The sequence below is a fragment of the Helicobacter macacae MIT 99-5501 genome (genome assembly GCF_000507845.1).
GTDB lineage: Bacteria > Campylobacterota > Campylobacteria > Campylobacterales > Helicobacteraceae > Helicobacter_B > Helicobacter_B macacae.
Window position 1 is genome coordinate 310,764 of record NZ_KI669454.1, and the last position, 23,613, is coordinate 334,376.

Here is a 23,613-nt window from a genome sequence, read left to right on the forward strand (position 1 = left end):
CTTAACCCTTGATTTATGAAAAATAATTTTGTGATTTTATCAAAATTAAAATATTTGCGAAATATTTTAAGACTAAAAGAGGGCGAGATTGCTACGCTAGAGAAGCTAGAAAATTTGGGCTTTGATAGCGTGATAGTAGAAAAAGAGAGTGAGGGAATCTACCGCATTGACATAATGCCTCTGCGCTCTTATGAGGATTTTATCCAAGTGTAGTTTGGTCTAGATTCTAGATTTCATTTGCTAGATTCCATTTAGTGGATAAGGACAATACCTGCCCATATCTATACTCTCGTGCCTATCTTTTGGTGGATTATAATACGCCGTTATCACTTCATTTTGCGTTAGCGAGATGACTATGCAGAGATTTTGCCCTCCTTTATCTGTTTGCATCACTTTATCATCTCGCAAGACTAGCCTTTCATCATAGCCTTTCTCTTTGTGAGTGTTATTATACTCCACAATCATATTTGTAATCTTTGCCCCCCCCCCCCTAAACTCGTCCTATAAAGCAAATCATAAATATCTTGCTTTTTGAAGCTGACATTTCTTTGCCTGCATTTCTTGGATAAATGCTTGTCATCAATCGTTGTTTTTGATATATCTAGCTTGCTAAATTTGCTAATCAAAATTTTTAGCCCCCTCTCACTCATCTGGCTTATATGTCGCTTGATTTGAGTGCGCTTGGCTTTTCTTACATTGCCTATATCATTTTCTGCTTTTAGCAAGATTTTCTCCTTTTTTAGATTTTACCCTAGTCATTTTTCCCCTCACTTTTTTGGCTTGATTTTGTAGTATTTTTGTTTATTTATTTGGCTTATCTTGTGGATTATTTGGATAATTACCCAAAATTTTCCACTATATGCGATTTCAAATCCCTCTCCCATTTGGGAAAATTTGGATTTTTATGCACATCATTTGCCATAAAGCTTGGCAAAAACCGCGTGAATCCCAAAAACGCAAAAATCTTATAAATATGCGCAAACACTTCATCTACCCCGCGCCCATCAAAAAACTCTCCCACCTCATTAAACGCATACAAAGGCGCGTTCCAAGTCGTGCTTAGCATCATCGCCTTGCCCGCGCACAGCCCGCCACTACCGTAGCGTTTGTTTATATCACCCCTGCTGCGCCCATCGCTTGCAAAAAGCACCCCTTGCGCATCAGGTCCTATGGCTTCATCGAAGTATTTTTTGACTATCCAAGGCTCGCCCATCCACCAGCCCGGGAACTGCAAAATCACGCAATCAGCCCATTTCCACTTCTCTACCTCTGCTTTTGTGTCATAGCCCTGCGCGATATGGGTTAGCTGCACTTTTTTGCCGAGATTTTCTAGCTCTTTTTGCATTATCTCGCAAAACGCAAGGTTTAGCTTGCCCTTGCTTTCGCCATACTCCATACCGCCATTTAGGATAAGCACATTTTGGATTTTTTGATTAAAGTCGTGTTTCATTTGATTGCTCCTTAAGTAGATTTTTGGCATTTTTTGCAGATTTGCAAAAAGAGCGCATTATAATCTATATGTGCAAAATGTGTAGAAAATTTTGCTAGAATTACGCCAAAATGATTTATTTAGCAGGTGCGTGGCATAAAGGCATAAAGAGTGAGTATGCTAGCACGATGCAACTTAGGGAGAAAATATGCTAGAGTCTATCCCCTCATACACCCCGCAAAAACGCAAACTCATCAAAAAGGGGTTTGACGCGCTAAGTGAAAGACGATATTTGGGTGCTATGAAGTTTTTTAGCGAGGCTTTGAGCCTAGATAGTGGCGATTTGGAAGCCAAAATCGGCGTGCTTATCGCTGATATAGCCACAGATTTTCCAAAAAAAGCAGAAGTGTTTAATGAGCTTTATCATATTTTGCTATCCACCACACCTCGTGCGGGCAGGGTGGATTTGCAAAGGCAAATGCTTGATTTGCTATCCTCCTTTGATGAGGGGCTAAGTGAAATCTCACAAACAATTCAAAAAGAGGAGAACCTTGAGTCTGAAGTCCTAGATGGCGTGGCGTATAAGGACTTTCAAAAAATGTGTGAAACAAAGGGCTTCAAAGAAGTGTTTGAAAATCTTATTTTTAGCACCAAAGTGATTTTTACTTCTAGGGAGGATTTTTATACTTTTCTAAAAGACTTGATTGAAAATGGGTTTGAAAATATCGCGCTATCTTATATCGAGGATATGCCCCAAATCGTGCGCAACAAAGAGATTTTACGCATTATCCAAAACAAAAATGAGCTAGCCCAAAAAATAGCCCACAATCCCAAGAAGCTAAAAAATTAAAAAAAAGCTAAAAAACTAGCAAAAAACTAAGAAGCTAAAAAAACTATGGTGAGCTAAAAATTAGCAAAGCTAGATTCTGCCCACAAAGAAAAAGCCAAAATCTTATATAAACCCAAACTAGCAAATCCACAAAAACAACCACCAAAAGCAAGCCAAATGAAAATCAAAATCCCTGCAAATCTAGCCATTTTATCTAGGCAAAATCCAAAATACGCTAACAAAAAATACATTACCGATGATACAAGAGAGCTAGATAAAGACTCGTTGCTTGTCTGCACTAGGGGCAATGAGGGCTTTATCGACAAACTTTTGGAGGATTCTTGTAGCAATGCTTTGGATAGCTCTTTTTGTGATTCTTTGGCAAAAAGTCCTCTTAGAGATTTGCGAGATTTTATCATCACGCCCAAAGATTTAGCCACTATGTTTGCCCCACTGCCTAGCCTCGTGGCTATCACAGGGACAAATGGCAAAACCACCACCGCAGCGATTATTTATTCGATTTTGCTTGATTTGGGCTATACTTGTGGGCTGCTTGGCACGCGTGGAGCGTATAAAAACGACAAAAAAATCCGCCCAAAAGGACTTACCACACCAAGCCTTTTGGAGCTGTATGAGATTTTGCTAGAATGTAGGGATTGTGATTTTGTGATTATGGAGGTTAGCTCTCACGCCATAGTCCAAGAGCGCGTAGCGGGGCTAGAGTTTGCCTCAAAGGTGCTTACTAATATCACAAGCGACCATTTGGACTACCACAAGACTTTGGAGGAGTATATCCGCGTGAAAAATAGCTTTTTGCTTGATTGTGGCAATCTATCTTGTGGGGGGAGTGTCATCATCAATGCTGATGAGTCAAATGCGTGGCTAAATGAAAATTTTGGGGTGTTAAGCAAAGGCACAGAAAAAGACGCCGTCAAAAATACTCTCAAAAACTCCGTATTGTATTATGCTATTGAGCAGGGTAGGCTAGCAAAAGTAAACCTAAAAGCAGATGCTTATAGCCTAGATAATGGCATAAGTGCGCATATCAGCTTTGAGTGTAAAAGTGTGGGTAGCAAAGGTGGTAGCAGTGAGTGTGGTGGCAAAAGTGGCGAAGACAAAGATAATGACGATAAGAAAGGGCAAAAAAACTTTGAGCAAACACTCATAAATGCACATCTCTATGGCAAACATAATCTATATAATATCCTAGCTGCGATTTTGTGCGTGAAAAGCCTAAAAGAATCAAAAAAATCCGCTTCGCAAATCTCTTTGGAATCTATCAGCGTGGCACTGCAAAATTTTGGCGGTGTAGAGGGGCGTATGGAGGTTGTAAGCCACTCTCCGCTTATCATTGTGGATTTTGCCCATACTCACGATGGTATGGAGCAGATTTTTGAGAGCTTTAGAGGGAGGGAAATCGCAGTTGTCTTTGGCGCGGGCGGGGATAGAGATAGGACAAAGCGACCAAAAATGGGGCTTTGTGCTTATAAATATGCCAAAAAGCTATATATCACAAGCGATAATCCAAGAAGTGAAAATCCACAAAGTATCATAGATGATATTTTAAGCGGGATTCCCAAGCCAAATCACAAGCAAAATCATAGGCGCGTAGTTTGCCAGAGTGATAGGGCAGAGGCAATAGCACAAGCCATAGAGGAGCTAGAATCAAATGAGGTTTTGCTTATACTTGGCAAGGGCGATGAGACTTATCAGATTTTAGGGGAAAGAACTATCGACTTTGATGATAGAGAGGTGGTAAGAGAGGTATTGGCAAAGAAAAATCTGCCACAAAATCTAGCGCAAAATGCCACAAAATCTAGCGCAAAAAATACCACAAAAACACTGCAAGAAGCACCTCCACAAAAAGATAAAAGCTAAAAACGATGAAAGAATATATCGACACGACAAGCCTAGAGCAGCCTAAGCAACACACACTGCAAAGCCAAAGCATACAAAATTCGGGCTTTGAGCTAATCAAGGCTTGCGCAAATGTGTCTAAAGCATTGGCTGAATTTTGTGCCAAAAATCAGCACTACACACTGCAAAATATCGATTTTCGCCTCCAAAACCTACGCTTTTTTTTGAGTGAGGAAAATCCAGCTAGCGAGACTAAACCACTCTTAAGCAACGCGCTAAAGCCAATCCCAAAATTTGCAGATATTTTAGCCCTGCTAGAATCTAGTGATAAAGACTTCGCTTCAAGTGAGGGCACTACCAAAATAGAGCTAAGCCAAGCCCAGCTAGACGCGCTTATATCTTCGCCACTATATGATAGTGCGTATTTTAGCATTAGCCAAGTGTGTGATATGAGGGTGTTTCCTCGCGTGCTAGAGCCACTTTTTGCTTTAGAGATAGATTCTTTCAAGGTGGATATTTGCTTTGATGAAGCGTTTTGCATAGTCGAGGACAAGGGTTTTATCGAGGATTTTTATGAGCAAGTCAAAAGCGCACTTGCGCTTGGTGGTGTGATGCTTACTTGCAAAAATGAAGTAGAGCAAAATCTAGGGCTAATCCTAGAATCTATCGCTAAAAATCCTGCCAAAAAAAAGGAGATATTTTGCTTACTAAAGGCTAAAAAATATGTGCCAAGCAAGCAAGCAAGGTTTAGATTTGTCCCGCAAGAGACTTGGGAAGCTAGCAATGGCAAAGCTCCACAAAATGCGGTATTTGGCGTGAGAGAGGGAGAGCAAATTGCATTTCTTTATAAGCCACTTTTGGGTAATGCTGGGCGAAATCTTTTTGGGGAGTATGAGACTCCAAAAAGTATAGATACACAAAAACTTATCACCACAAGGCAGGAATATATAGATTCTAGCGACACGGTCGAAGCGATTATCTACACTGCTAAAAAAGAGGGATTTATCCGCATAGAAAATGGAGAGTTTAAGTTTTTCCAAATCCCAAGTGGTGCACTAAATACTCGCAACACTCCGCCACTGCTTGGTGGGGGGCATATAGATTTAGAAATATCTTGCTATGACATTGCAGAAGATGCGATAGGTGCGGGCGTGTGGTGTGAGGTGGGAAGCCTAAAAACTCGTGGCTGTATCGCTGAAAACACACGGATAAAAGCCCACACTCTAATCGTGCAAGGCTCTACACACAAAAGTGCGCATATCAAAGCCTACGCAGCCCAAATCCGCACTCACAAGGGCAAGCTAGAGTGCACACACTGCGCAATAGAAAATCTAGATAATGGCGAAGTCATCGCACAAAATGCCAAAATCTTGCGAGCAAATGGCGCAAAAATCGCCACAGACACTGCTACAATCCACGAGCTAAAAAGCAATAATGTCGTGTTTTTTGCCAAGTCTTGCGCGATAGGACAAAACAAAGGCGGGCAAAATGAGATGATTTTTTGTGCCAATGCGGGAGGGGTGTTTGCCAAATGGAGCAAAAAAGCAAGTGCGTATTTTGCCACCCAAAAGGCTAGTATCTCAAAGCTAGCCAAACTTGCAGAAGTGTGGGAAAACAAGCAAGGAAGTGCGACACAATTTTTGCAAAAGATGAGTGGATTTACCGAGTATCAAAAGCAAATCGCACTAAAAGATGAGGCTTATGCCGCTAGATACAAAGAAGCACTTGCCCAAGCAAATGTAAGTCAAATCTTGCAAGGCAAAATCCAATCTTTGCAAAAGCAAGTCCTAGCCACGCGCAATCAAGCAATCACTAGCCTAAAAACTAGGCTAAAAGAGGCAAGCCTAGCCATAAAAGAAGTATGGGGGTATGATAACTATGTGTTTTTGGCAAAGCCAGATTTGAGTGCGCTAGAATCTAGCCAAGCTAGCAAAAAAAATATCCAAGATGGCAATCAAAATGATAGCCAAAATAATGCTCTAGATTCTAGCAAGGATTTAGATTTTGGTAGTGGGTTTTTTGGTAGCAGTGGGCTAGATAGAGATTTTGCAAAGGCATTTACAAAGGTAAATGCACAAAACGCGCTTGATAGCTTGGAGCTAAAAGAGGGGCAAAGCGGGGAAATAATCTTAGATGAGAACTTCAAACTAAAATCCAAATAAGGAGCAAAAATGATTTGTGGGCTAGTGGGAAATGTAGTCGAGCTAGGTGCGATGAGTGCGGAGATAGAGGCAAATGGCGTGGTGTATGAGGTGGCTTTGAGCGTGCAAACGAGTGCTAAGCTAAAGGCAGGGCAAGTCGCTAAGCTACGCACGACACATATCGTGCGTGAGGATGCACAGCTGCTTTTTGGATTTTTAGACAAAGTTGAGCAAAGCACATTTGAGCGATTGCTAAAGATAAATGGTGTGGGACCTAAGGTGGCTTTAGCGATTTTAAGCACATTTAGCCCGCAAAGTTTTGCTTCATTAGTCCAAAGCAAAGATATAAAGCTACTCCAAAAAGTGCCCGGTGTGGGCGCAAAATCTGCAGGCAAAATCTTGCTTGACTTGGCTGGATTTTGCTCTCAAATACTCCAAGAAAGCGCACTAGATTCTAGTGATAAAGCAATGCCTGCAAATGAGACTCAAAAAGCTGAAGCAATCGCTGCTCTTGAGAGTTTAGGCTACAAGCTAAGCGAAATCAAAAAAGTCCTCCCACAAATCAGTGCTAGCGATACCCAAAATATCATCAAAGAGGCATTGCGACTACTTTAGGTGGGCTTCGTTGGGAAGTGGGATTATGTTTGTGCGAGAGGATTCTAAATACGCGCGCTAAAAAGCTAAATAAGCAAAATCAACACACAAGAAAGCTACCGACACAATAAGACTAGCCCTATAATCATCACATAATGAACTATGAGAAGTAAAAATATCTGCTTTTGAGTGTCAAAATGTGTAAAGACATATTGTATTTTTTGTGTTGGTAGTCTCATTTGGCAGGATTGTTTGGTGGCTTTTGTTTGAAAGGGGACTATTTGGGAGCATTTTGGGGCGGAGCAAAATTGCTAGAGAAATCTCACTCTATCTTGCTTTGCCAGATTTCTTGTGGAGCGGAGCTTTCATCAGGTGTGTTTAGCTCGGGTTTTTGCTCACTCTTATTTGTTTTTGTGGCGGGGGCATTTTCTTTTGTATCTTTAGATTCTTTTGCTTCCATAGATTCTTTTATTTCTTTGTTTTGAATATTTAGCACTTTGTGCAGTCCATAAGCTATGCCATCAGCGACAAGAGAATAGCCAAAAGGCGTGAGATGGACATCTTTTTTGGATAGAGATTTTGCTACCCACGCGTCTTTGCCACCGCTATCCTCCATAAACTCGTGCATATCAAAGTATAGCACTCCCTCTTTTTTTGCCACTTTTTTTACGGATTCTCTCACGGCGACAAAGTATGGTGCTATGCGGTAGTTTTTTGCCTTTCTTGGCTTGGTGATGACTTTTGGCGGTCCTACAAGCAAGATAGCCGCACCCTCGTTGCACTTGCGCACTAGGGCGATTAAGGAGCTATAATTTTGCTCAAACGCTTTTGTGTCTAGAGGCATCACAAGTGCGTCATTTGAGCCATAGGACAGCACGATGAAATCATATCTAAACGCGCAAAGTGTGTCGCTAAGTGCTTTTTGATTCCACTTGCGCCATATATCGCTTCGTGCGCCATTTGAGCCGATATGAGCGATTAGGTTGTTGGTATTTTTGGGTAGGTTTGTGAGATTTGCATAAGAGAATTTTTGTGGATTTTGGGATTTTGGTGGATTTTGTGAATCATCTTTGTCTTGGCTAGATTGCTCGCTTGCCTCTTCGCTAGAATCTAGTTCGCTTTCTTTTTGCTCATTTATGGGGAGCTTTTCTAGTTTGCTTAGCCGAGATTTGCTCGTGCGCGAAGTGTCGGCTATGTTTTTGGAATCTTGGTAGATAAAATACCCTCCAAGCGTGGCATTTGGCAGGAGGGATTTTATCTCTATGGGGAATCGCAGGGCAAAATCTTGGGAAATCTCCCATATATTTGCTTCTTTTGCTTGCAGTCGATAGCTCTGCCCACTAGAATCGCTTATGAGAAACGCACCCAAAGTATTATTTGGTGCTTTAAACACTATGCGGATAAGGAAGTCTTGGTGCTCGGGAGGGAATTTTAGCGTGATTTTTACGCTAGCGTTTTCTTTTTTTGCCCTAGCGATGACGCCACCGAAAGGATAGTCATCATAGGCATCAATGCGTGAATTTCGCACTTCAAAGTCTTTGCTAATGGTTTTTACTAATAGATTTTGATGATAGGTGGGGAAAACAGGGTAGATAAATCCAACAGAATTTGGTAACATAATGGTTTTGCGCCATTGGTGTGTGAGGGTATCTCCTGCGATATGCGAGTCGCCAAAGACTAGGATTTTTAGCTCATTTTTGCCCTCTAGTGCGCGCTTTAGCCTTGCTAGATTTGGCTCGCCATAGTTGATTACTTTTGCTTTGCTTGCTATGTCTTGCATTTCTTTTTCATTTGGCAGGGGCTTTGGTGTGTATTTCTTTGCTTTTTGAGATTTTTGAGTGGTTTTGCTTTTTGTGGCGGATTTGGCAGGGGTTTTGGATTTTGTGCTTGGCTTGGCTTTTGTGTTTGTTTTTGCGGGGGTTTTTTGAGGGGATTTGGTGCTTTTTGGTTTTTGGGTGGATTTTGCTTGCGGTGCTTTTGGCTGTGTTTTTGCCTGTGTCTTGGCTTGTGGCTTTGGTGTATCTGGCTTGGCTAGCTCTGCAAAAAGGACAAACAACGCTAGGCAAGCCACACAAAATCGAGCAAGTTTCCCTCTAAATCGCACAAAACCACACCTAAAACACCTAAAATCTCTCACAAAAAAGCATAACTTTTGCATTTTACGCGCCTTTTTTCTTAGGTGTGGAGTTGTTTGATTCTAGTGGATTTTTGTCATTGGCTTTATCGTTGATTTTTTCTGCTCCTTTTTCTGCGCCCTTTTCTATGTGGGAATCTTTTGGCGATTCTAAAGAATCCTTTTTGGAATCTTTTTGTGGTTTTTTTGATTCTTTTGTAGGCTCATCGCTAGACTCTTTTTCATTATTCTCAAAGATATTTTTCCATTTGCGTTTTTGTGGTTTTGGTTCTTCTTGTGGGGTGTCTTTGATTTTTTCTACTACTATTTCTTGGGATTTTTGCTCTTCTTGGGGTTTGTCTTGCTGAGCTTTTTTGTTTTTTCTTTGCTCTCTTTTACTTTCTTTTTTATCTTTGTTTTGGTTTTGTTCTGCTGATTGTTCATCGCTGTATTGCACTAAGTCATTTTTGGCAGAATCTATTGCTTGGATAGATTCTATTTTTGGCTCTTGTGATTCTTGTATTTCTTGCGTTTTTTGCTTGGTGGGGGTTGATTTTGGCTTGTCTGTGTCATAAGTGTATTGGATTTTTTGCGTGCTTGGGGTGTCTAGTGTGGTTTTGGTGGTGCTTTGTGTGCTTTCATCTTGGGATATTTGCTCTTGCACTACTTCTAGTCGCTCTAGTAGTAGTCTGCTTAGAGCCCTTGAGCCCTCCCCGCTGAAGTGAATCCCATCTTCCCCACGCACGCGGATACTTCTGCCCTGCTCATTTTTGACATAAGAAGTGTAGACTCCATCTGGGGCAAGCGCAGAATTTGCGTGCAAAAGTAGCTGTTTTGCGCTATCTACTTGGGATTTATAAAGTGTGTTTAGAAAGATTAGCCTTGTGTTTAGTGGCTCTTTTCGCACATAAGGCGCGTCATACCACACCACCACTGCGTCATTTTCTAGCGAAATATCGATGATTTCTTTGATACGAGATGAGTATGTTTCTATCCATTCATCACTTCCATACTTCATCTTTGGCATAGAGTATGGGTCATTTGCCCCTACCATCATCACTACGATATTTATGTGCGGATTTTTGGCAAATGCCTCCCTTAGAGCCTTGCCCCAATCAAAAAAATGCGTATAAGTAAGTCCTGTGCTTTGCTTAGCGATATTTATCACGCTAAATCCGCGCTTTTTTAGCTCACTAGCTAGCGTAAGCCCCACGCCTTGCATCATCGAATCGCCTATGAAAATAAAAGTCGAATCCTGCTTTAGCACTAGCTTGCCATCTTTGTCTATAAATGGATAGCGCGTTTCCTCTTTTGGTGTGAAAAAAGAATCAAGCGATTCTGTGCCCATAAGCCTTTCCCACACGGATTTTTCTTTTGTGGATTTTTCGCGCTCATCTTGGAGGGATTGGGAAAGTGCTAGCTCCTCTACGCTTGGTAAAAGTAGCTCCCTCAAATCATCAAGCCACGCTTTTGGCTTACCCAAAATCTCCAAAATCGGCTCGTTTGCATCAAAAACATCAAGGTGGTATTTTTGCTCGATATAGGAGTGTATGCTGGCATTCATCATCAATGCCACAAGGATAAAGCTCCCTATGAGTGTTAGGATAAAATCATAGATTCTCATCTGCTTTTTGCTCCGCTCTAAATCTCAAAAGTCGCCATACTAAAATCTGCCCTGCTAGAAATTGGCATAAATGAAGTTTGGAATCCCATCTGGCATAAAGCAAAACGCTACAAGCCAAACAAATGCTAGCACAAGCGGTTTGGCAATGGGTGGGACTTTGTAAAGTGTGTAGATACAGCTTCGCTTGAAGTTTTGTAGCTTGGGGTAGAGTGCAAAGAGTAGCAAGCCACAAAGTGCGATAAGTGTCTCGCTTAGATAAATGGGTTTAGAGAGATTTTCCCAAAACGCGCTTAAAAATCCAAGCGACTCATCTAGCTCCCTAAAGCGGAAAAACACCCACGCTATCGTTACAAAAGTAAAGGTGCAAAATGAGCTTAGAAATACTCCAAAGGCACTAGAGCCAAAAAGATATGGGCTAGGTTGTTTGGGTTGGCTTGCAAGGGAATCTTTGGAAGTAAAATCTTTTGGCGTGGAATCTTTGGAATCTTTTTGGTGGGTTTTTGATTTGGCAGAGGTTTTCGAGGCGGATTTAGTAGAAGTTTTGATAGATTTTTCTTGTTGAGTTAGGTTTGGCGTGGTGCTTTTGTAGGTATTATGGCTAAAGTGCTTTAGTGTGTTTAGCCATACAATCCCAAGTCCGTGTGCTAACCCCCAAATCATAAAATTTATCGTGCTTCCGTGCCAAATGCCTGATAGCACAAACGCCACAAGCAGTGCAAACTGCGTGCGCAAAAATCCACACCTTGAGCCACCAAGCGGGATATAGATAAAATCTCTTATAAAAGTGGATAGGCTGATATGCCACCTAGCCCAAAAGTCTTTGAGATTTCGCGCCATATAGGGCATATTGAAATTTGGTGGCAGGACAAATCCTAGCATCAATGCCACCGCGCTTACTAAATCCACATATCCGCTAAAATCACAATAGATTTCCACACTATACCCACACATAGCAAGTGCTAGCTCTAGGGAGTTGTGGTTGAGTGGGTTTGCTAGTATAGGAGAGGAGTAGCTAGAAGCATAGGTGGCAAAAAGCACCTTTTTGACAATCCCAAAGCAAAGTAGCACGATGATGAGGTGGGCATTTTTGGCTCGCCAAAATCTAGTGGCGTGGAGCTGTGAGAAAAAGAAATCACTGCGGATTATGGGACCTGCTATGATAGTGGGGAAAAATGAGAGATAAATCGCAAGGTTTGGGAGGGATTGTAGCTTTGGGTTTTTTTCTATGACATAATCAGCTACACCGCTAGGGCTAGTTGGCAAAATCTGTGTGGTGGGGTTTATGTTTGAAGCATCAGATGGTGCTTGGTATGAGAGGGTGGCTTTGTCGCGCTTTGCTTCATAGATAGAGCGCAGGTAAGTGATAGAAGCAAATGTGTAAAAGCTAAGTCCTAAAGGCATCAAAATGTCGATATTTGCGATATTTAGATGAAAAAATGTCAAAATGGATTCAAAGCCGTCTTTGAAATTGGCGTAGTATTTAAAAAAGCTAAGATTGCAAATACTAAGGGCTACAAACGCCAAAAATACGGCTTTTGATTCGCTTTTGGCTATGGCGATACTCGCAGCATAGATAAATAGCGTGTAGCAAGCAAGCACTATGGCTACAAAGGCATTGCCAAGTAGGAGCAAAATTGCGTAGTTTGCGGTGAGTAAGACTAGGTTTTGGAGGCGATGATTGGCGCGGCATAGCCAATAAGCGACAAAAAAGGCAAAAAATGCTAGTCCAAATTCTATGCTGAAAAACATAAGTTTGTGTTGTCCTTTTTTAGATTTTGTGTCTCGGCTTGGTTTTGTGGGTTTGCATAGATTTTGCTTATGGATTTTGGTACTGTGCTAGGCGAGATTTTATACTAGATTTGGTGTTTTTAGATTTAAGGTGTTTTGATTATTTTTGCTTTAGTCTTCGCTAAATGCTCCATAGCGCATTATTTTGTCATATCGTTTTTGGAGGTATTGTCTGTCTTTTAGGATTTCTTCTACGCTTTTTAGATAGTAGGACTTTATCATATCTGCCGCACCTTGCAAATCCCTGTGCGCTCCTTTTTGGGGCTCGGGGATAATATCATCAATCAAGCCAGCTTTTTTTAGCTCATCGGGCGTGATTTTCATCGCTTTTGTGGCGGACTCTATCTTGCTTGGGTCATTCCATAGTATCGCAGCGCACCCCTCTGGCGAAATCACACTAAAAATGCTATACTGCATCATCGCTAGTCTATCAGCCACTGCAATCGCTAGCGCACCACCGCTACCTCCCTCGCCTATGACTATCGAAATCGTAGGGACTTTTAGCACGGCAAATTCTTGTAAATTTTTAGCGATAGCTTCGCTCTGTCCGCGCTCTTCTGCGCCGATTCCGGGATAAGCACCGCTTGTATCGACAAGCATAAGGATTGGGATATTAAACTTTTCAGCTAGTTTTGCGGCTTTTAGGGCTTTGCGGTAGCCCTCTGGATTTGGCATACCAAAGTTGCGCGCTATTTTGTTTTTTGTCCCTCTGCCCTTTTCCTCGCCGATAACCATAGTAGGCTGCTCATCAATCTTGCCAAGCATACACACAATCGCCTTATCATCTCTAAAATGCCTATCCCCGCAGACTTCATAAGCGTCTTTTAGCAGTAGCTCCATATAGTCAAGGGCATAGGGGCGGTCTGGGTGTCTAGCAAGCTGGAGCTTTTGGTAGTCGCTCATATTGCCAAAAACTTTTTTTAGCTCTTTTTGGTAGTCTTTTTCTAGGATAGCTTTGGCGGCGTTGTCCCCGCGCATAGACGCCATATCAATGTCATCTTGGATACTTTTTAGCTGCTTTTCAAAGTCCAAACAAGTCGCCATCAATTCTCCTTAAGTTTGGTTGTTTGCTTTGTGTGGATTTAGCTAGGGCGTAATTTTATAATATCAAAGATAATTACGGCTTAACTAAGGCTAATGTTGTAAGCGAATTGCATTCCGCGCTTTTTGTGGTTGATTTTGTTGTTGTTTGCTTGGGGTATGGCGAGTGAAAAAGGGCTTTTGGAGAGCGAGTAAAATGCCTTGCGTGAGTTTTTTGTGGTGGGTGAATAAAGAATTTTTAAGCGTATCGTATCAGTATGGCACTACAAAAATCTCGTAACTTTTGTGCATTTTTGCATATTTTGGTAGGCTTGATATACAATTAACCCCGCTTTTATAAGTAAATTTCTAATTTTTCAAAATACATTTCTACACTTACTAATTTTAGGATTTTATCGGCATAATCGCCTTGTTCTTTATGTATATAAAGGTTTGCAATCTCATTTAGGAATCGTTTGTAAAATGCTGTTTTTGATGAGAGATAATCGTTTATTTGGCTTTTGTATGGCTCTTGTGTTATCCATTTTTCATAGTCTGTGTAGGAAGTGATAACTTTTGGGATAAAGCCTAGTTTTTGGAGCTTTTTATCGATTTTAAATTTGATTTTATCTGCGATATATGTCAAATTTTTGTTTATGTGGAGTGGCATTAGCGAGTTTCGTCCTATGTGTTTGAAAAATTGTGGATAATGCCTTAAAGCTAGGCATTTATAGAATCTATACCCAAACAAATACTCATTTGGCAAAGTGGCGATAAACTCGATGATTTTGTTGTCAAAAAACGGACGACAAGTGATATTGGTTTTATTTGTATCCGAACTCACAGCCATATTGATAAAATTGCTCCCTCTGTTTATCCAGTGAAGCGGCAATGGATTTGCTATGTCATAATACTCATCTTTGTATCCGCTAAATTTGGCAAAACCTCCATAGTAAAACTCTGCAATCTTATCATTTGCCCTTTGATTGTAGAGTTTTTTATCGGGTAGATAGCTATCGCCAAAAACAGCATCGCCTAAATATCCGCTTACGATAAGCCTTGATTCTTGAGGGAATAAATCAAACTCACAGCCGTGCAGGTGCATTAGAGAATGTGCACAATCCATACTATATAAATGCTCTTTTCGCAAATTTAGCCAATCAATATTTTCAAACAAAAATTCATTATTTGTTGTCTCGATGACATCACAGACTTTTTGGGCTAAAATAAAATCTAAGCAGTTTTTCACGCCAAATGTCGCTGTGTAGGGTTTATAATGTGGATAGACTTCACTCATAGCTGCAAGGCAAAGTCTCGAATCAGAGCCACCACTTAGCAAGACAGATGGGTAAAGCTCCAAATCCACTTGTCTTTTTATCGAGTCTTTGAATAGATAATACGCTTTATCTACTGCTTCATCAAAGGATATATTTTCTTGCTTTATTTCCGCAAAAGTCCAATAATACTTTTGGCTTATCTTTTTTGTCGGTAGATGATATTCTACTATACTAGCAGGTGCTAGTCTTTTGATATGCTTAAACCAAGTGTGAGAACCCAAAATATAACCCAAACTCATAAACATTTCAAAGGAATCGCTATCTATACTTTTATCCACAAAATCAAGCAATAATAACGCTTTAAGCTCTCCACAAAAAGCAAAATTGTCATTATGGGTGTAAATATATAGTGGTTTTAAGCCAAATCTATCGTTAGCTATGATGAGTTTTTCATTTCTTGAATCATATAAGACAAGGTTAAAGCAACCATCGGTTTGATTGAGGAGTTCGGCTAGGCGGTTTTGCCTATAAGAGCAGCAGATAATGTCAAAAAAGTTTTTGCAAGAAGTCTTAAAAAGGCTATTTAGTTCATCTAAATTATAGCATTTTCCACATAGGGCAAGGTGGATATTATCCCCCCCCCCCCAATAGAGTTATACACACTATTTTGTGCATCTAAACCACCTAGTGCAAACTCGATTTTATCATCTATAAAGGCATCAGTTATGTTTGGCGATTCGTGCCTACTCATTAGCTTGACACACTTATCTATTTGCGATAGAGTGCTATTTTTTGCATATCCTACAATTCCATTCATCATTGCTCCTTTTAGGTTTGATTTTTCTAAATTTTGCGCTCCATATAGTTGTAACTAAAAAATCTACAATTTCTCAAAAAATCTTTCCACTATACTTTTTATATGCCTCATATCCTCATCGCAAAGTCTATAAAACAACGGCATACGAACCAGCGTATCGGCTACTTGATTTGTGATAGACATATCGCCCATCGTCTTTGCAAACTTTATCCCAGCAGGAGATGAGTGAAGCGGGATATAGTGAAATACAGGGTTTATACCATTTTCTTTGAGAAAAGCTATAAACTCGCTTCGCTTTTGTAGATTTTTGAAAGTGATATAATACATATGTGCGTTGTGTGTGCAATTTGGTGGCACGATAGGACGATTTATCAAGCCCTCTTTTTCATAGTTTTCAAAAAACTGATGATATTCATTCCAAATTTCTAATCTTTTGTTGTTGATTTTATCTATATTTTGTAGTTGTGCGTATAAGAAAGCAGCGATAATGTCAGATGGTAGATATGATGAGCCTACATCAACCCAAGTATATTTATCCACTTCTCCGCGGAAAAATTGCGAACGATTCGTGCCTTTTTCTCTGATGATTTCGGCTCTTTGTATGAATTTATCATTGTTGATGATGATAGCCCCACCCTCACCAGAGATGACATTTTTTGTCTCGTGGAAAGAAAAGCACCCTATATCGCCTATTGTGCCAAGTTTTTGTCCATTATAAGTGCTTGATACACCTTGTGCGGCGTCCTCTATGACGATAAGATTATGTTTGCTAGCTATTTGCATAATCTTATCCATATCGCACGCTACACCTGCGTAATGCACAGGAACGATAGCCTTTGTTTTTTTGGTTATGGCAGACTCTATCAACTCTTCGTTGATATTTTTTGTATCAGGTTTTATATCCACAAAAACAGGCACTCCACCCCTTAGCACAAAGGCATTTGCTGTGGATACAAAAGTATAAGAGGGCATTATGACTTCATCACCCTGCTTTATGTCTGCGAGTATGGCTGCCATCTCAAGTGCCGCAGTGCAAGAGTGTGTAAGCAAACACCTTTTCGCAGGTAAATAGCTCTCTAAAAAGTTATGACATTTTTGAGTATAGATACCATCACCTCTTATGATACTATTTTCTATGGCATCTTGAATATACTCAAATTCTTTGTCTATGGCAAATGGTTTGTTGAATGGTATAGCTTGCATATCGTTATTCTATCTAAAATAATCTTAAATTTATGTAAAACTTGATATAATCGTAAAAGCTTCATTTAATTTGGAGGAGTTACCACAAGTGGATATGCAAAGCGATAAATTAAATTCCGTAATAATGGAAATTTTCAATGGTAATGCTATATTGTTTGTGGGGGCTGGATTTTCAAAAGGCGCAGTTGGTTTTGATGATGATATACCAACAGCAGAGAGACTTGCTGAAATTATTTTAAAACTGATGAATAGAAGCACGGATTCTAAGAATCCAAAAGATTTAGCACATATATCGGATTATTTCATAAATAGTTTTTGTAAACAAAACGAAAGTAAACTTGACGAATTTATAGCAATGATGAAGCGTACATTTAAGGTAACAGAACCTAAGAAGTATCATCTGGATATAGTTTCTGTTCCGTGGAAGTTTATTTATACAACAAATTATGACGATGTAATAGAGCAGTCAGGCAGAGCAATCAAAAAGATGGTAGAACCTCTGGATTTAGAGTGTGAAATACCAAAATATGATAACAAAACAACATATTGCCTCCACATAAATGGAAGAATTGAAAATCTTAAAAAAGACTCACTGGATAATTCATTTAAGCTTACACATTCATCCTATCTATCTAGTGATGGATTTGGCTCTCAGTATCCTGAATGGAAGTCTCACTTTACAAATGATTTGGTGTATAATTCAACGGTGGCTATCTTTATTGGTTATTCTCTTTACGATATAGAAATAGAAAAGATTTTACAGCAAAATAGTAGCATTAAAGATAAGGTAATTTTTATACAACCACAAAAAAGTATAGAGCAAGAAAATGATATAGATGATTATAAATATAAAAAATATGGGCATTTATTTAAAATAGGTGTAGAAGAATTTGTCAATAAACTTATGAAATATAAAAATAGTTTAAATGAGGACACGCAACATTTCATATCAAATAATATAACTTGTTTTAAAAAGTATAACTTAGTTTTTGATAAAAATACAAATATAAACATTGATGATAGAAAAATAAGGAACTTTTTTGTTAGAGGTGCTTTAGAAGACGCCATTTTACAAAAAGAAACTATATCAAATATAAATAATTCTCTGTATTTAGTTAATCGAAAATCATACATTGATGAAGCGTTAAAAATTTTAGAAAATCACAATTTTCTCTTTGTTTTAGGTGATATGGGGAATGGTAAAACAGTATTTTTAAAACAATTGGCGACTATTATAGTTCAAAAAGGATTTAAGGTTTATTTTTTAACAAATAGGCGAAATATATCAACCTATAAAAAAGAGATTGAGACTATTTCTAACAATGTTACAAATACTACATATGTATTTATAGATTCATATACAAACTTTTCAAACTTAATAAGCGACATTCTGCCAAAACAATACAAAAATATAAAATATGTTTTAAGTTCTAGAGAAAGAGAACATCACAAATATATCAACAATTGTAGCATTATAAATAAAATACCAGAATTATTTATTGATAAATTAGATTCCAGCAATATTGAACAGTTCTGCACTATTATAAACAATCTTGCTGCTTGGGATTTAATGGGGAGAGGTAAGCAAATTCAAATAAATCGTATACACAATAGGTGCAAAGGTGAAATATCTAACATCCTTATTGACATATTCGAATCTGAGCAGATGAGTAGTAGAATTAAGGAATCGTTTGCTAATTTTTTACAAAAACCAACAATAAGAAAACATTTGTTTGTGGTGTGCTTACTTAATGTTATGAATATACCCATATCAATAGCGTTAATTGAATATATTTTAGATGACTATGATTTGGAGATATTTAGAGGAGATGTTTTTGATTATCTTGTAAAAATAGATATATTAGATGAAGGTAATGAAATTAAACCAAAATCAGCTGTTTTTTGTCAATTTGTTTTAAAGCATATATTTGGAGCAGATTATGTAATTAAGGAATCTTTACAGCTGTTAAAAAGTCTTAGCAATAAGCGGGATTCTAACATACTATACGGTTCTGATGGATATAAAGTTAAAACCAATTTATTTAAATTTAATTTTATAGAGAGTATTTTACCAGAAAAGGGTAAAAGAGAAAAATTGCGAGAATATTATGAAAATATCAAAATAGATATGCCAAAAATGGTAGATAGGTCGCAATATTGGCTTCAATATGCTATGTGTTTCATTGCATACGATGCAATAGAAGATTTTAAGGAAGCTCAGCGTTATCTTGATGCTGCTTATAATGTTTCCTCAAATAAGGAAGACAATCGTTATGTTTATAAAATAGACAATCAACAAGCGAGACTATATGTCAAGCAATCTGTCAAAGAAAATGATTACAAAAAAGCATTTGATTATTTTAAAAAAGCTGATACAAAACTATCAAGGCAAAAAAATGATAGGTATAAATTTAAAGTTTTAAGAGATTATTTAAATTGCATAGAACAACACAGAGAGTTTTTTGTCAAAGATGAAAGTATGGCTAAAGAAATTTGCTCAATATGCAATAAACACTTAAAACTAATAAATAATGATATAGACATAGATTTTGATAGTTATAGTAGGAGAGGACAAGCAAAAAGTGCTTTGGAAAAGATTATTCATATATTTTCTGGAGACTCAAAATGAACAAAATCATATTTAAATATTGTTCTAAATATCTTTTAATGCAAACAAAAATGTATTGTAAATACATAGTAATACACATTAAGTATAAGATATATAGGATTTTCAAACCTAAATCAGCGAATAAAATTATCAAATATCAAAGACGATGCGATGAAATTCCAAAAAATATTACTATATTAAAAAAGCAACTTAACTTTATTCTTTTGCAAATGAAACAGCAAAGCAAAATTTGGTTTAGCTCAAGAGAATTTAAAGAAAAGTATATCAATGCAAATCATCCTTATCTGCCTTTGCTTAATCCTAATAACCTAGATTATGAATATATCCCTGCAGATTTGGCTTGGGAGTTGAATCTTCCTTTGCCACCAAAATATAATTTAATCATTATTTCAGGTTCTAATATGGGGCATAACGCGCTTTTAGATTTTTTTCAAAAATGTGGAGCAAAGCGTGGGCAAGACCATTTGCCAAAAGATTTGAAGCAAATCTATACAAGTTTTTATGATTTTTTAGTCAATCCAGCCAATGCTGATGATTTTAAAATTTTGCCTTTTGTCCAATACTCTTATTTGGACTATACGCCAGATGAATTCAAGCGATATTGTGAATTTTTTACGAACGAATTGCCTATTTTGGTGCAAGTAAGAGACCCATTTATCAAGCTTTTACTTGTTAATGATTTTAACTTTAAACCAAACAAACCTAGAAATTTTACATTAAACGATAATTTACCAGAAATTTTAGATAGGTTTGAGTATGTGTTTGGTTTGGACTTGGAGGTAGGTTTAAATGAACTTATCACGCCATACAATCTTCGCCAAAGCACTGCCATAAATGGACTTCAAAAGTCAAAAATCGATTTTATAGATACGGACAATGAACTTATGCCAAATAATGCTTACGAGACTATGAAAAAACTTGCCAAAAAATACAAACTCAAAGAGCCACAAGATAGGGCATTTTTTGAGGGTATTATGGAGCAAGACATTTTTGGGTTAGTGCCACTTACTCTCAATCTCTCACGCCAAGATGCTTGTAAATATCTTGGGAGAGAATCAGAAATTGTGAGAGGGAGTAAAGGTGTAAATATCCTTATCACTATATATCAGTTAATGCAAGATATAGGTTATATAGATATAAGCAATGAAATTTGGGGTTCAAATTGGCTTTATAAAGGTAGCGACATACGCCTTTATGTCAAAAAAGGTGAATACGAATTTTTTGATGAGATTATAAAACAAGCAGCGATTAAGTATTTTGAGTATTTTAAAATAGAGTTTATGAAGCGAGTCGAGCTAGAAATACAAAAAAGATTTACCCCAACTGATATTTTAAACTATCTTAAAAAGGACAAAACATTAGCACAAAAGCTTAAAAATCTCTTAGACAAAGAATTGGAGTGTGTCAAACAAATGCGCCCTGATATAGTGGAGTCTTGGGAGTATTATAGGAAGTTTGAGTCTATGTTTTAATCTGTTGTAGTGCGCTAAACACCGCTACTCTACTTATTTTTTGGGCTACTTAGGTAATGCTAGTTGTGTTTACTTTGCGTCTTATTTTTTTGTCAAGATATTTATAAATTTTATATAATAGCTTGTATCGTAAGGATAGTTTTTTAATTTTTAATTCATCTTTATCTAAATAGAGTTTTAGGTTTTTTTCAAATTGCTTAAAGGTTGATATTCTATGTAAAATATGAGTTAGTTCTATAACATCTTTAATATCAGCGTATTGTTTAAGCATTTCTATGTCAATAGCAAATAACCTATTTGTAGCCAAATCAATCCACTCTAAATTTTTTCTCCCAAAATAATCATACATATCAAGATAAGCACGAACTCCTAAATTGATTTGTCTAAGCCTATTGGCACCAAAGTAAAGTCCGTTTGCAACATATCTATATACTCCTACAATTTCATTGACAAAATGAGATTTTCCCATTGTTAAATGAACTCTATTGCGAAAATCATCCTCTCTATACGCAACTTCTTTATATGTATCCCCATTTGCGCATTTGGACTCCAAAAATCGTATAACTTCATCGTTGATATAGTTGTTTCTAAAAATAGAACCTGTCGTGTGTCCTAAGACAGCTTTATCTTTTAGCATATCATCAAAATCACAATCCACAAAGTCCTCTTTTATATTTTCTCTTTTATGTTGTGTATTATCAGCATTTATAATCATTACGCCACTAGCATAAATGCTAAAATCTTTATTGTTATCCAAAAAATCAACTGCTTTTTGCAAAAAATACATATCCGTATAATAATCATCAGGGTCTAAGACGCAAAAGTATTCACAATTCATTTCTTTGTAAGCTTTGATAATATTGGACAACAAGCCTTGATTTTGTTTTGAAGTAAGTAATGTGATTCTATGTGAATGTGCTTTTTGAAATTCTTGCACTATGTCTAATGTCTCATCGGTAGAAGCATCATCTGTGATAATAAGCTGAAAATCAAAATTTGTATTTTGAGTCAAAACAGACTCAATAGCTTCTTTTATGTATGAACCTTTGTTATATGAAGGCATCAGAACGCAAAGTTTATATGCTTTTTTTGTCATTTATTACCCTTTCTGCGATTTATATTCATCTCCCCACCATTATGCTAATCTCTTCATTTATGTCCTCATAGGTCGTTTCTAGTTTTAGCTCTATTGGCTTAAATAGACTTGCATAATCCTCCGCACTTTTATAATGCCAATACTTTTGATTATCTTGCTTTGCGGTATTTTCCACTATGAAGAACAGCGCGTTTTGCTTTGCCACTCGTTTTAGCTCATCTATTGCCATTTTTAGCTGCGACTTATCGACTATACCACCAAGTGCAAGGCTTACAAAAACCAAATCCACGCTATCGCTAGGCAAGGCTATCTTTTCATTTTCGCCAAGCAATAGATATTCCACATTATCTATCTTTGGTGCAAGTTCTATGAGCGTAGATATGGGGTCAGTCGCATAGACTTTGTGTGCTATCTTTGAAAGCATAGGCTCAAATCTCCCCGGTCCGCATCCAAAATCTAAAGCCACTAGCTTCTGCCCCCCCCCATTGTCATCTAAATGCTTTTTAAGCACATTTGAGTAAATCTGTTCTTGATATTTATCGACAGATTCTAGCTCATTTAGTGGGTGTGCCATATTATACACAGAGTGTTTACCGTGCTTTTTAGCACGATTTTGCCAATACTCCAATGAATCATTAAACACTTTCTCAAATAAATTTTTTGCATATTCGTCGCTAAAAAATTTTGATGAATTTTGAATATTGTTTTGCTTCGTCTCTTTATCAATAGCGATAAATTCTGCAAAGCCCATTTGTGCTATTTTGGTGCTGTCAAAGACTTTGTTTCCATTTGAGATGAGATAGTCATAAGTGCTGATTTCAGAGCGGATGTAGAGCTTTGTTCCAAATGCTAGGGCTAGGAAAGAGTTGCCCAAGCCTTGCTGGCGATTTTGATTATACACCAGCACATCGTTTTCGCTGACATATTTAGCATATTCTTGTGGCGATAAAATCGTCTCAATGAATTCAAACTTATCACCAAAGATGGCATTGCCTTTATCAATGATTTGTTCTTTAAATTCAAGTTTGGCATAGGATAAAATCGTTTTTATGATGATATTTTCATCTCTAAATTTTGATAGTATGTCAAGCATTTCTAGGGTAGAGTCATCGCAAGAATTGTTGATTTGGATAATGGTGGCGTTTCGTTTTTTGAGTGAATTTTTGGCTTTATCTATCATATCTAGCGTTACAGGAAAGGTATATGTTGCGTGATAAAATTTTTTATTTTTTCTAGTCGCATAGCGTTTTTCTAATACAGTTCTGTCGCCATCCACATCGGTAATATAGCCCCTAAAATTTTCTCTTACAAAGTCATTTTTCTCATCTCGTGGCGCATTATACAAATCTCCACCCCAAATTTGCCAATAGGCTTTTTCTTTTAAAATATCTTTATGCTTGTAGAGGTATTTTATGGATTCGTGGTCAAATAAAGAGTGAAAAAATACTTTTTCGACCCTTTTAAAATTTAAATATCGAAACATTTTAATTTCTATGACATTCTCTCCTTGCGGGAAAGGAAATTCATCAAACCACCTTTTGCAAAGGACTAAATGCTCTTTTGCGTCAAAATTTCTATTTAAAAAATCCACAAAAGGCTTGCAAAATTTGTCATTAAACATTATGTGGATAAACCTGTATCGCTTTATGATTTTATTTATCCCTTTTGCTTTTCTTTTTTCCTTATATTTTGTTATCAATCGTTGTATAAATTTTACTTCCATT

Annotated in this window: 18 protein-coding genes and 2 pseudogenes; 7 read left to right on the forward strand and 13 right to left on the reverse strand. The window is 37.7% G+C overall.

The annotated features are described in order from the left end of the window. The first annotated feature begins 15 nt into the window (after positions 1-15). Positions 16-213, forward strand: a complete 198-nt coding sequence (locus HMPREF2086_RS01350; RefSeq protein ID WP_023926926.1) for a hypothetical protein — start codon at positions 16-18, stop codon at positions 211-213. Between the two features lie 27 nt (positions 214-240). Here HMPREF2086_RS01350 and HMPREF2086_RS01355 read toward each other — a convergent pair whose 3' ends face one another. The 3 genes from HMPREF2086_RS01355 to HMPREF2086_RS01365 form a co-directional block, all read right to left on the reverse strand. Next, positions 241-465 carry a hypothetical protein gene (locus HMPREF2086_RS01355; RefSeq protein ID WP_023926927.1) on the reverse strand — a complete coding sequence of 75 codons (225 nt, stop codon included), beginning with the start codon at positions 463-465 and terminating at the stop codon, positions 241-243. After that, a complete protein-coding gene (locus tag HMPREF2086_RS01360) occupies positions 462-725 on the reverse strand; it encodes a hypothetical protein (RefSeq protein ID WP_023926928.1) in 264 nt (87 codons plus the stop codon). Before HMPREF2086_RS01360 ends, HMPREF2086_RS01355 begins: the two co-directional genes overlap by 4 nt. Before the next feature lie 113 nt (positions 726-838). Beyond that, complete coding sequence (locus tag HMPREF2086_RS01365; protein WP_034560625.1) at positions 839-1,426, reverse strand: NAD(P)H-dependent oxidoreductase; 588 nt, start codon at positions 1,424-1,426, stop codon at positions 839-841. A 211-nt stretch (positions 1,427-1,637) separates the two neighbouring features. On the opposite strand from HMPREF2086_RS01365, the gene HMPREF2086_RS01370 reads away from it, so the two are divergent. From HMPREF2086_RS01370 to ruvA, 4 genes are all read left to right on the forward strand, one after another. Continuing rightward, a complete protein-coding gene (locus tag HMPREF2086_RS01370; RefSeq protein WP_023926930.1) occupies positions 1,638-2,279 on the forward strand; it encodes a hypothetical protein in 642 nt (213 codons plus the stop codon). 156 nt (positions 2,280-2,435) lie between these two features. Then, complete coding sequence (locus HMPREF2086_RS01375) at positions 2,436-4,136, forward strand: UDP-N-acetylmuramoyl-L-alanyl-D-glutamate--2,6-diaminopimelate ligase (protein WP_023926931.1); 1,701 nt, start codon at positions 2,436-2,438, stop codon at positions 4,134-4,136. Positions 4,137-4,141: 5 nt separating this feature from the next. Continuing rightward, positions 4,142-6,277, forward strand: coding sequence for a FapA family protein (locus tag HMPREF2086_RS01380; protein WP_023926932.1), 2,136 nt, complete (start codon positions 4,142-4,144; stop codon positions 6,275-6,277). Between the two features lie 9 nt (positions 6,278-6,286). Next, the gene (gene ruvA / locus HMPREF2086_RS01385; RefSeq protein ID WP_023926933.1) at positions 6,287-6,871 is read left to right on the forward strand and encodes a Holliday junction branch migration protein RuvA; all 585 of its coding nucleotides are present in this window, start codon (positions 6,287-6,289) and stop codon (positions 6,869-6,871) included. 301 nt (positions 6,872-7,172) lie between these two features. On the opposite strand, the gene HMPREF2086_RS10550 is transcribed toward ruvA, so the two are convergent. The 8 genes and pseudogenes from HMPREF2086_RS10550 to rffA form a co-directional block, all read right to left on the reverse strand. Then, positions 7,173-9,008 carry a GDSL-type esterase/lipase family protein gene (locus HMPREF2086_RS10550; RefSeq protein ID WP_023926934.1) on the reverse strand — a complete coding sequence of 612 codons (1,836 nt, stop codon included), beginning with the start codon at positions 9,006-9,008 and terminating at the stop codon, positions 7,173-7,175. A 1-nt stretch (position 9,009) separates the two neighbouring features. Beyond that, positions 9,010-10,587: an SGNH/GDSL hydrolase family protein gene (locus HMPREF2086_RS01395; RefSeq protein WP_023926935.1), complete on the reverse strand. Its 1,578-nt coding sequence runs from the start codon at positions 10,585-10,587 to the stop codon at positions 9,010-9,012. A gap of 609 nt (positions 10,588-11,196) precedes the next feature. After that, positions 11,197-12,336: pseudogene (locus HMPREF2086_RS12445) on the reverse strand (MBOAT family O-acyltransferase); the annotation flags it as partial. Between the two features lie 150 nt (positions 12,337-12,486). Continuing rightward, positions 12,487-13,419: an acetyl-CoA carboxylase carboxyl transferase subunit alpha gene (accA, locus tag HMPREF2086_RS01405; RefSeq protein WP_023926937.1), complete on the reverse strand. Its 933-nt coding sequence runs from the start codon at positions 13,417-13,419 to the stop codon at positions 12,487-12,489. A 331-nt stretch (positions 13,420-13,750) separates the two neighbouring features. Beyond that, positions 13,751-15,022 carry an asparagine synthase-related protein gene (locus HMPREF2086_RS01410; protein WP_034560233.1) on the reverse strand — a complete coding sequence of 424 codons (1,272 nt, stop codon included), beginning with the start codon at positions 15,020-15,022 and terminating at the stop codon, positions 13,751-13,753. A gap of 33 nt (positions 15,023-15,055) precedes the next feature. After that, positions 15,056-15,301, reverse strand: a pseudogene (locus HMPREF2086_RS12495) (hypothetical protein); the annotation flags it as partial. Next, entirely contained in the window at positions 15,265-15,489 is a 225-nt protein-coding gene (locus HMPREF2086_RS01415) for a hypothetical protein (protein ID WP_023926939.1), read from the reverse strand. The pseudogene HMPREF2086_RS12495 and the gene HMPREF2086_RS01415, both read right to left, overlap by 37 nt. A gap of 63 nt (positions 15,490-15,552) precedes the next feature. After that, a complete protein-coding gene (gene rffA / locus HMPREF2086_RS01420) occupies positions 15,553-16,692 on the reverse strand; it encodes a dTDP-4-amino-4,6-dideoxygalactose transaminase (RefSeq protein ID WP_023926940.1) in 1,140 nt (379 codons plus the stop codon). Positions 16,693-16,786: 94 nt separating this feature from the next. Here rffA and HMPREF2086_RS01425 point away from each other — a divergent pair, with 94 nt between their 5' ends. Further along, positions 16,787-19,321, forward strand: a complete 2,535-nt coding sequence (locus HMPREF2086_RS01425; RefSeq protein ID WP_034560234.1) for a P-loop NTPase — start codon at positions 16,787-16,789, stop codon at positions 19,319-19,321. After that, positions 19,318-20,793: a DUF2972 domain-containing protein gene (locus tag HMPREF2086_RS01430; protein WP_023926942.1), complete on the forward strand. Its 1,476-nt coding sequence runs from the start codon at positions 19,318-19,320 to the stop codon at positions 20,791-20,793. Before HMPREF2086_RS01425 ends, HMPREF2086_RS01430 begins: the two co-directional genes overlap by 4 nt. A 49-nt stretch (positions 20,794-20,842) precedes the next feature. Here HMPREF2086_RS01430 and HMPREF2086_RS01435 read toward each other — a convergent pair whose 3' ends face one another. Next, complete coding sequence (locus HMPREF2086_RS01435) at positions 20,843-21,889, reverse strand: glycosyltransferase family 2 protein (protein ID WP_023926943.1); 1,047 nt, start codon at positions 21,887-21,889, stop codon at positions 20,843-20,845. Between the two features lie 25 nt (positions 21,890-21,914). After that, positions 21,915-23,612: a TDP-N-acetylfucosamine:lipid II N-acetylfucosaminyltransferase family protein gene (locus HMPREF2086_RS10555; protein ID WP_023926944.1), complete on the reverse strand. Its 1,698-nt coding sequence runs from the start codon at positions 23,610-23,612 to the stop codon at positions 21,915-21,917. Position 23,613: the final 1 nt, after the last annotated feature.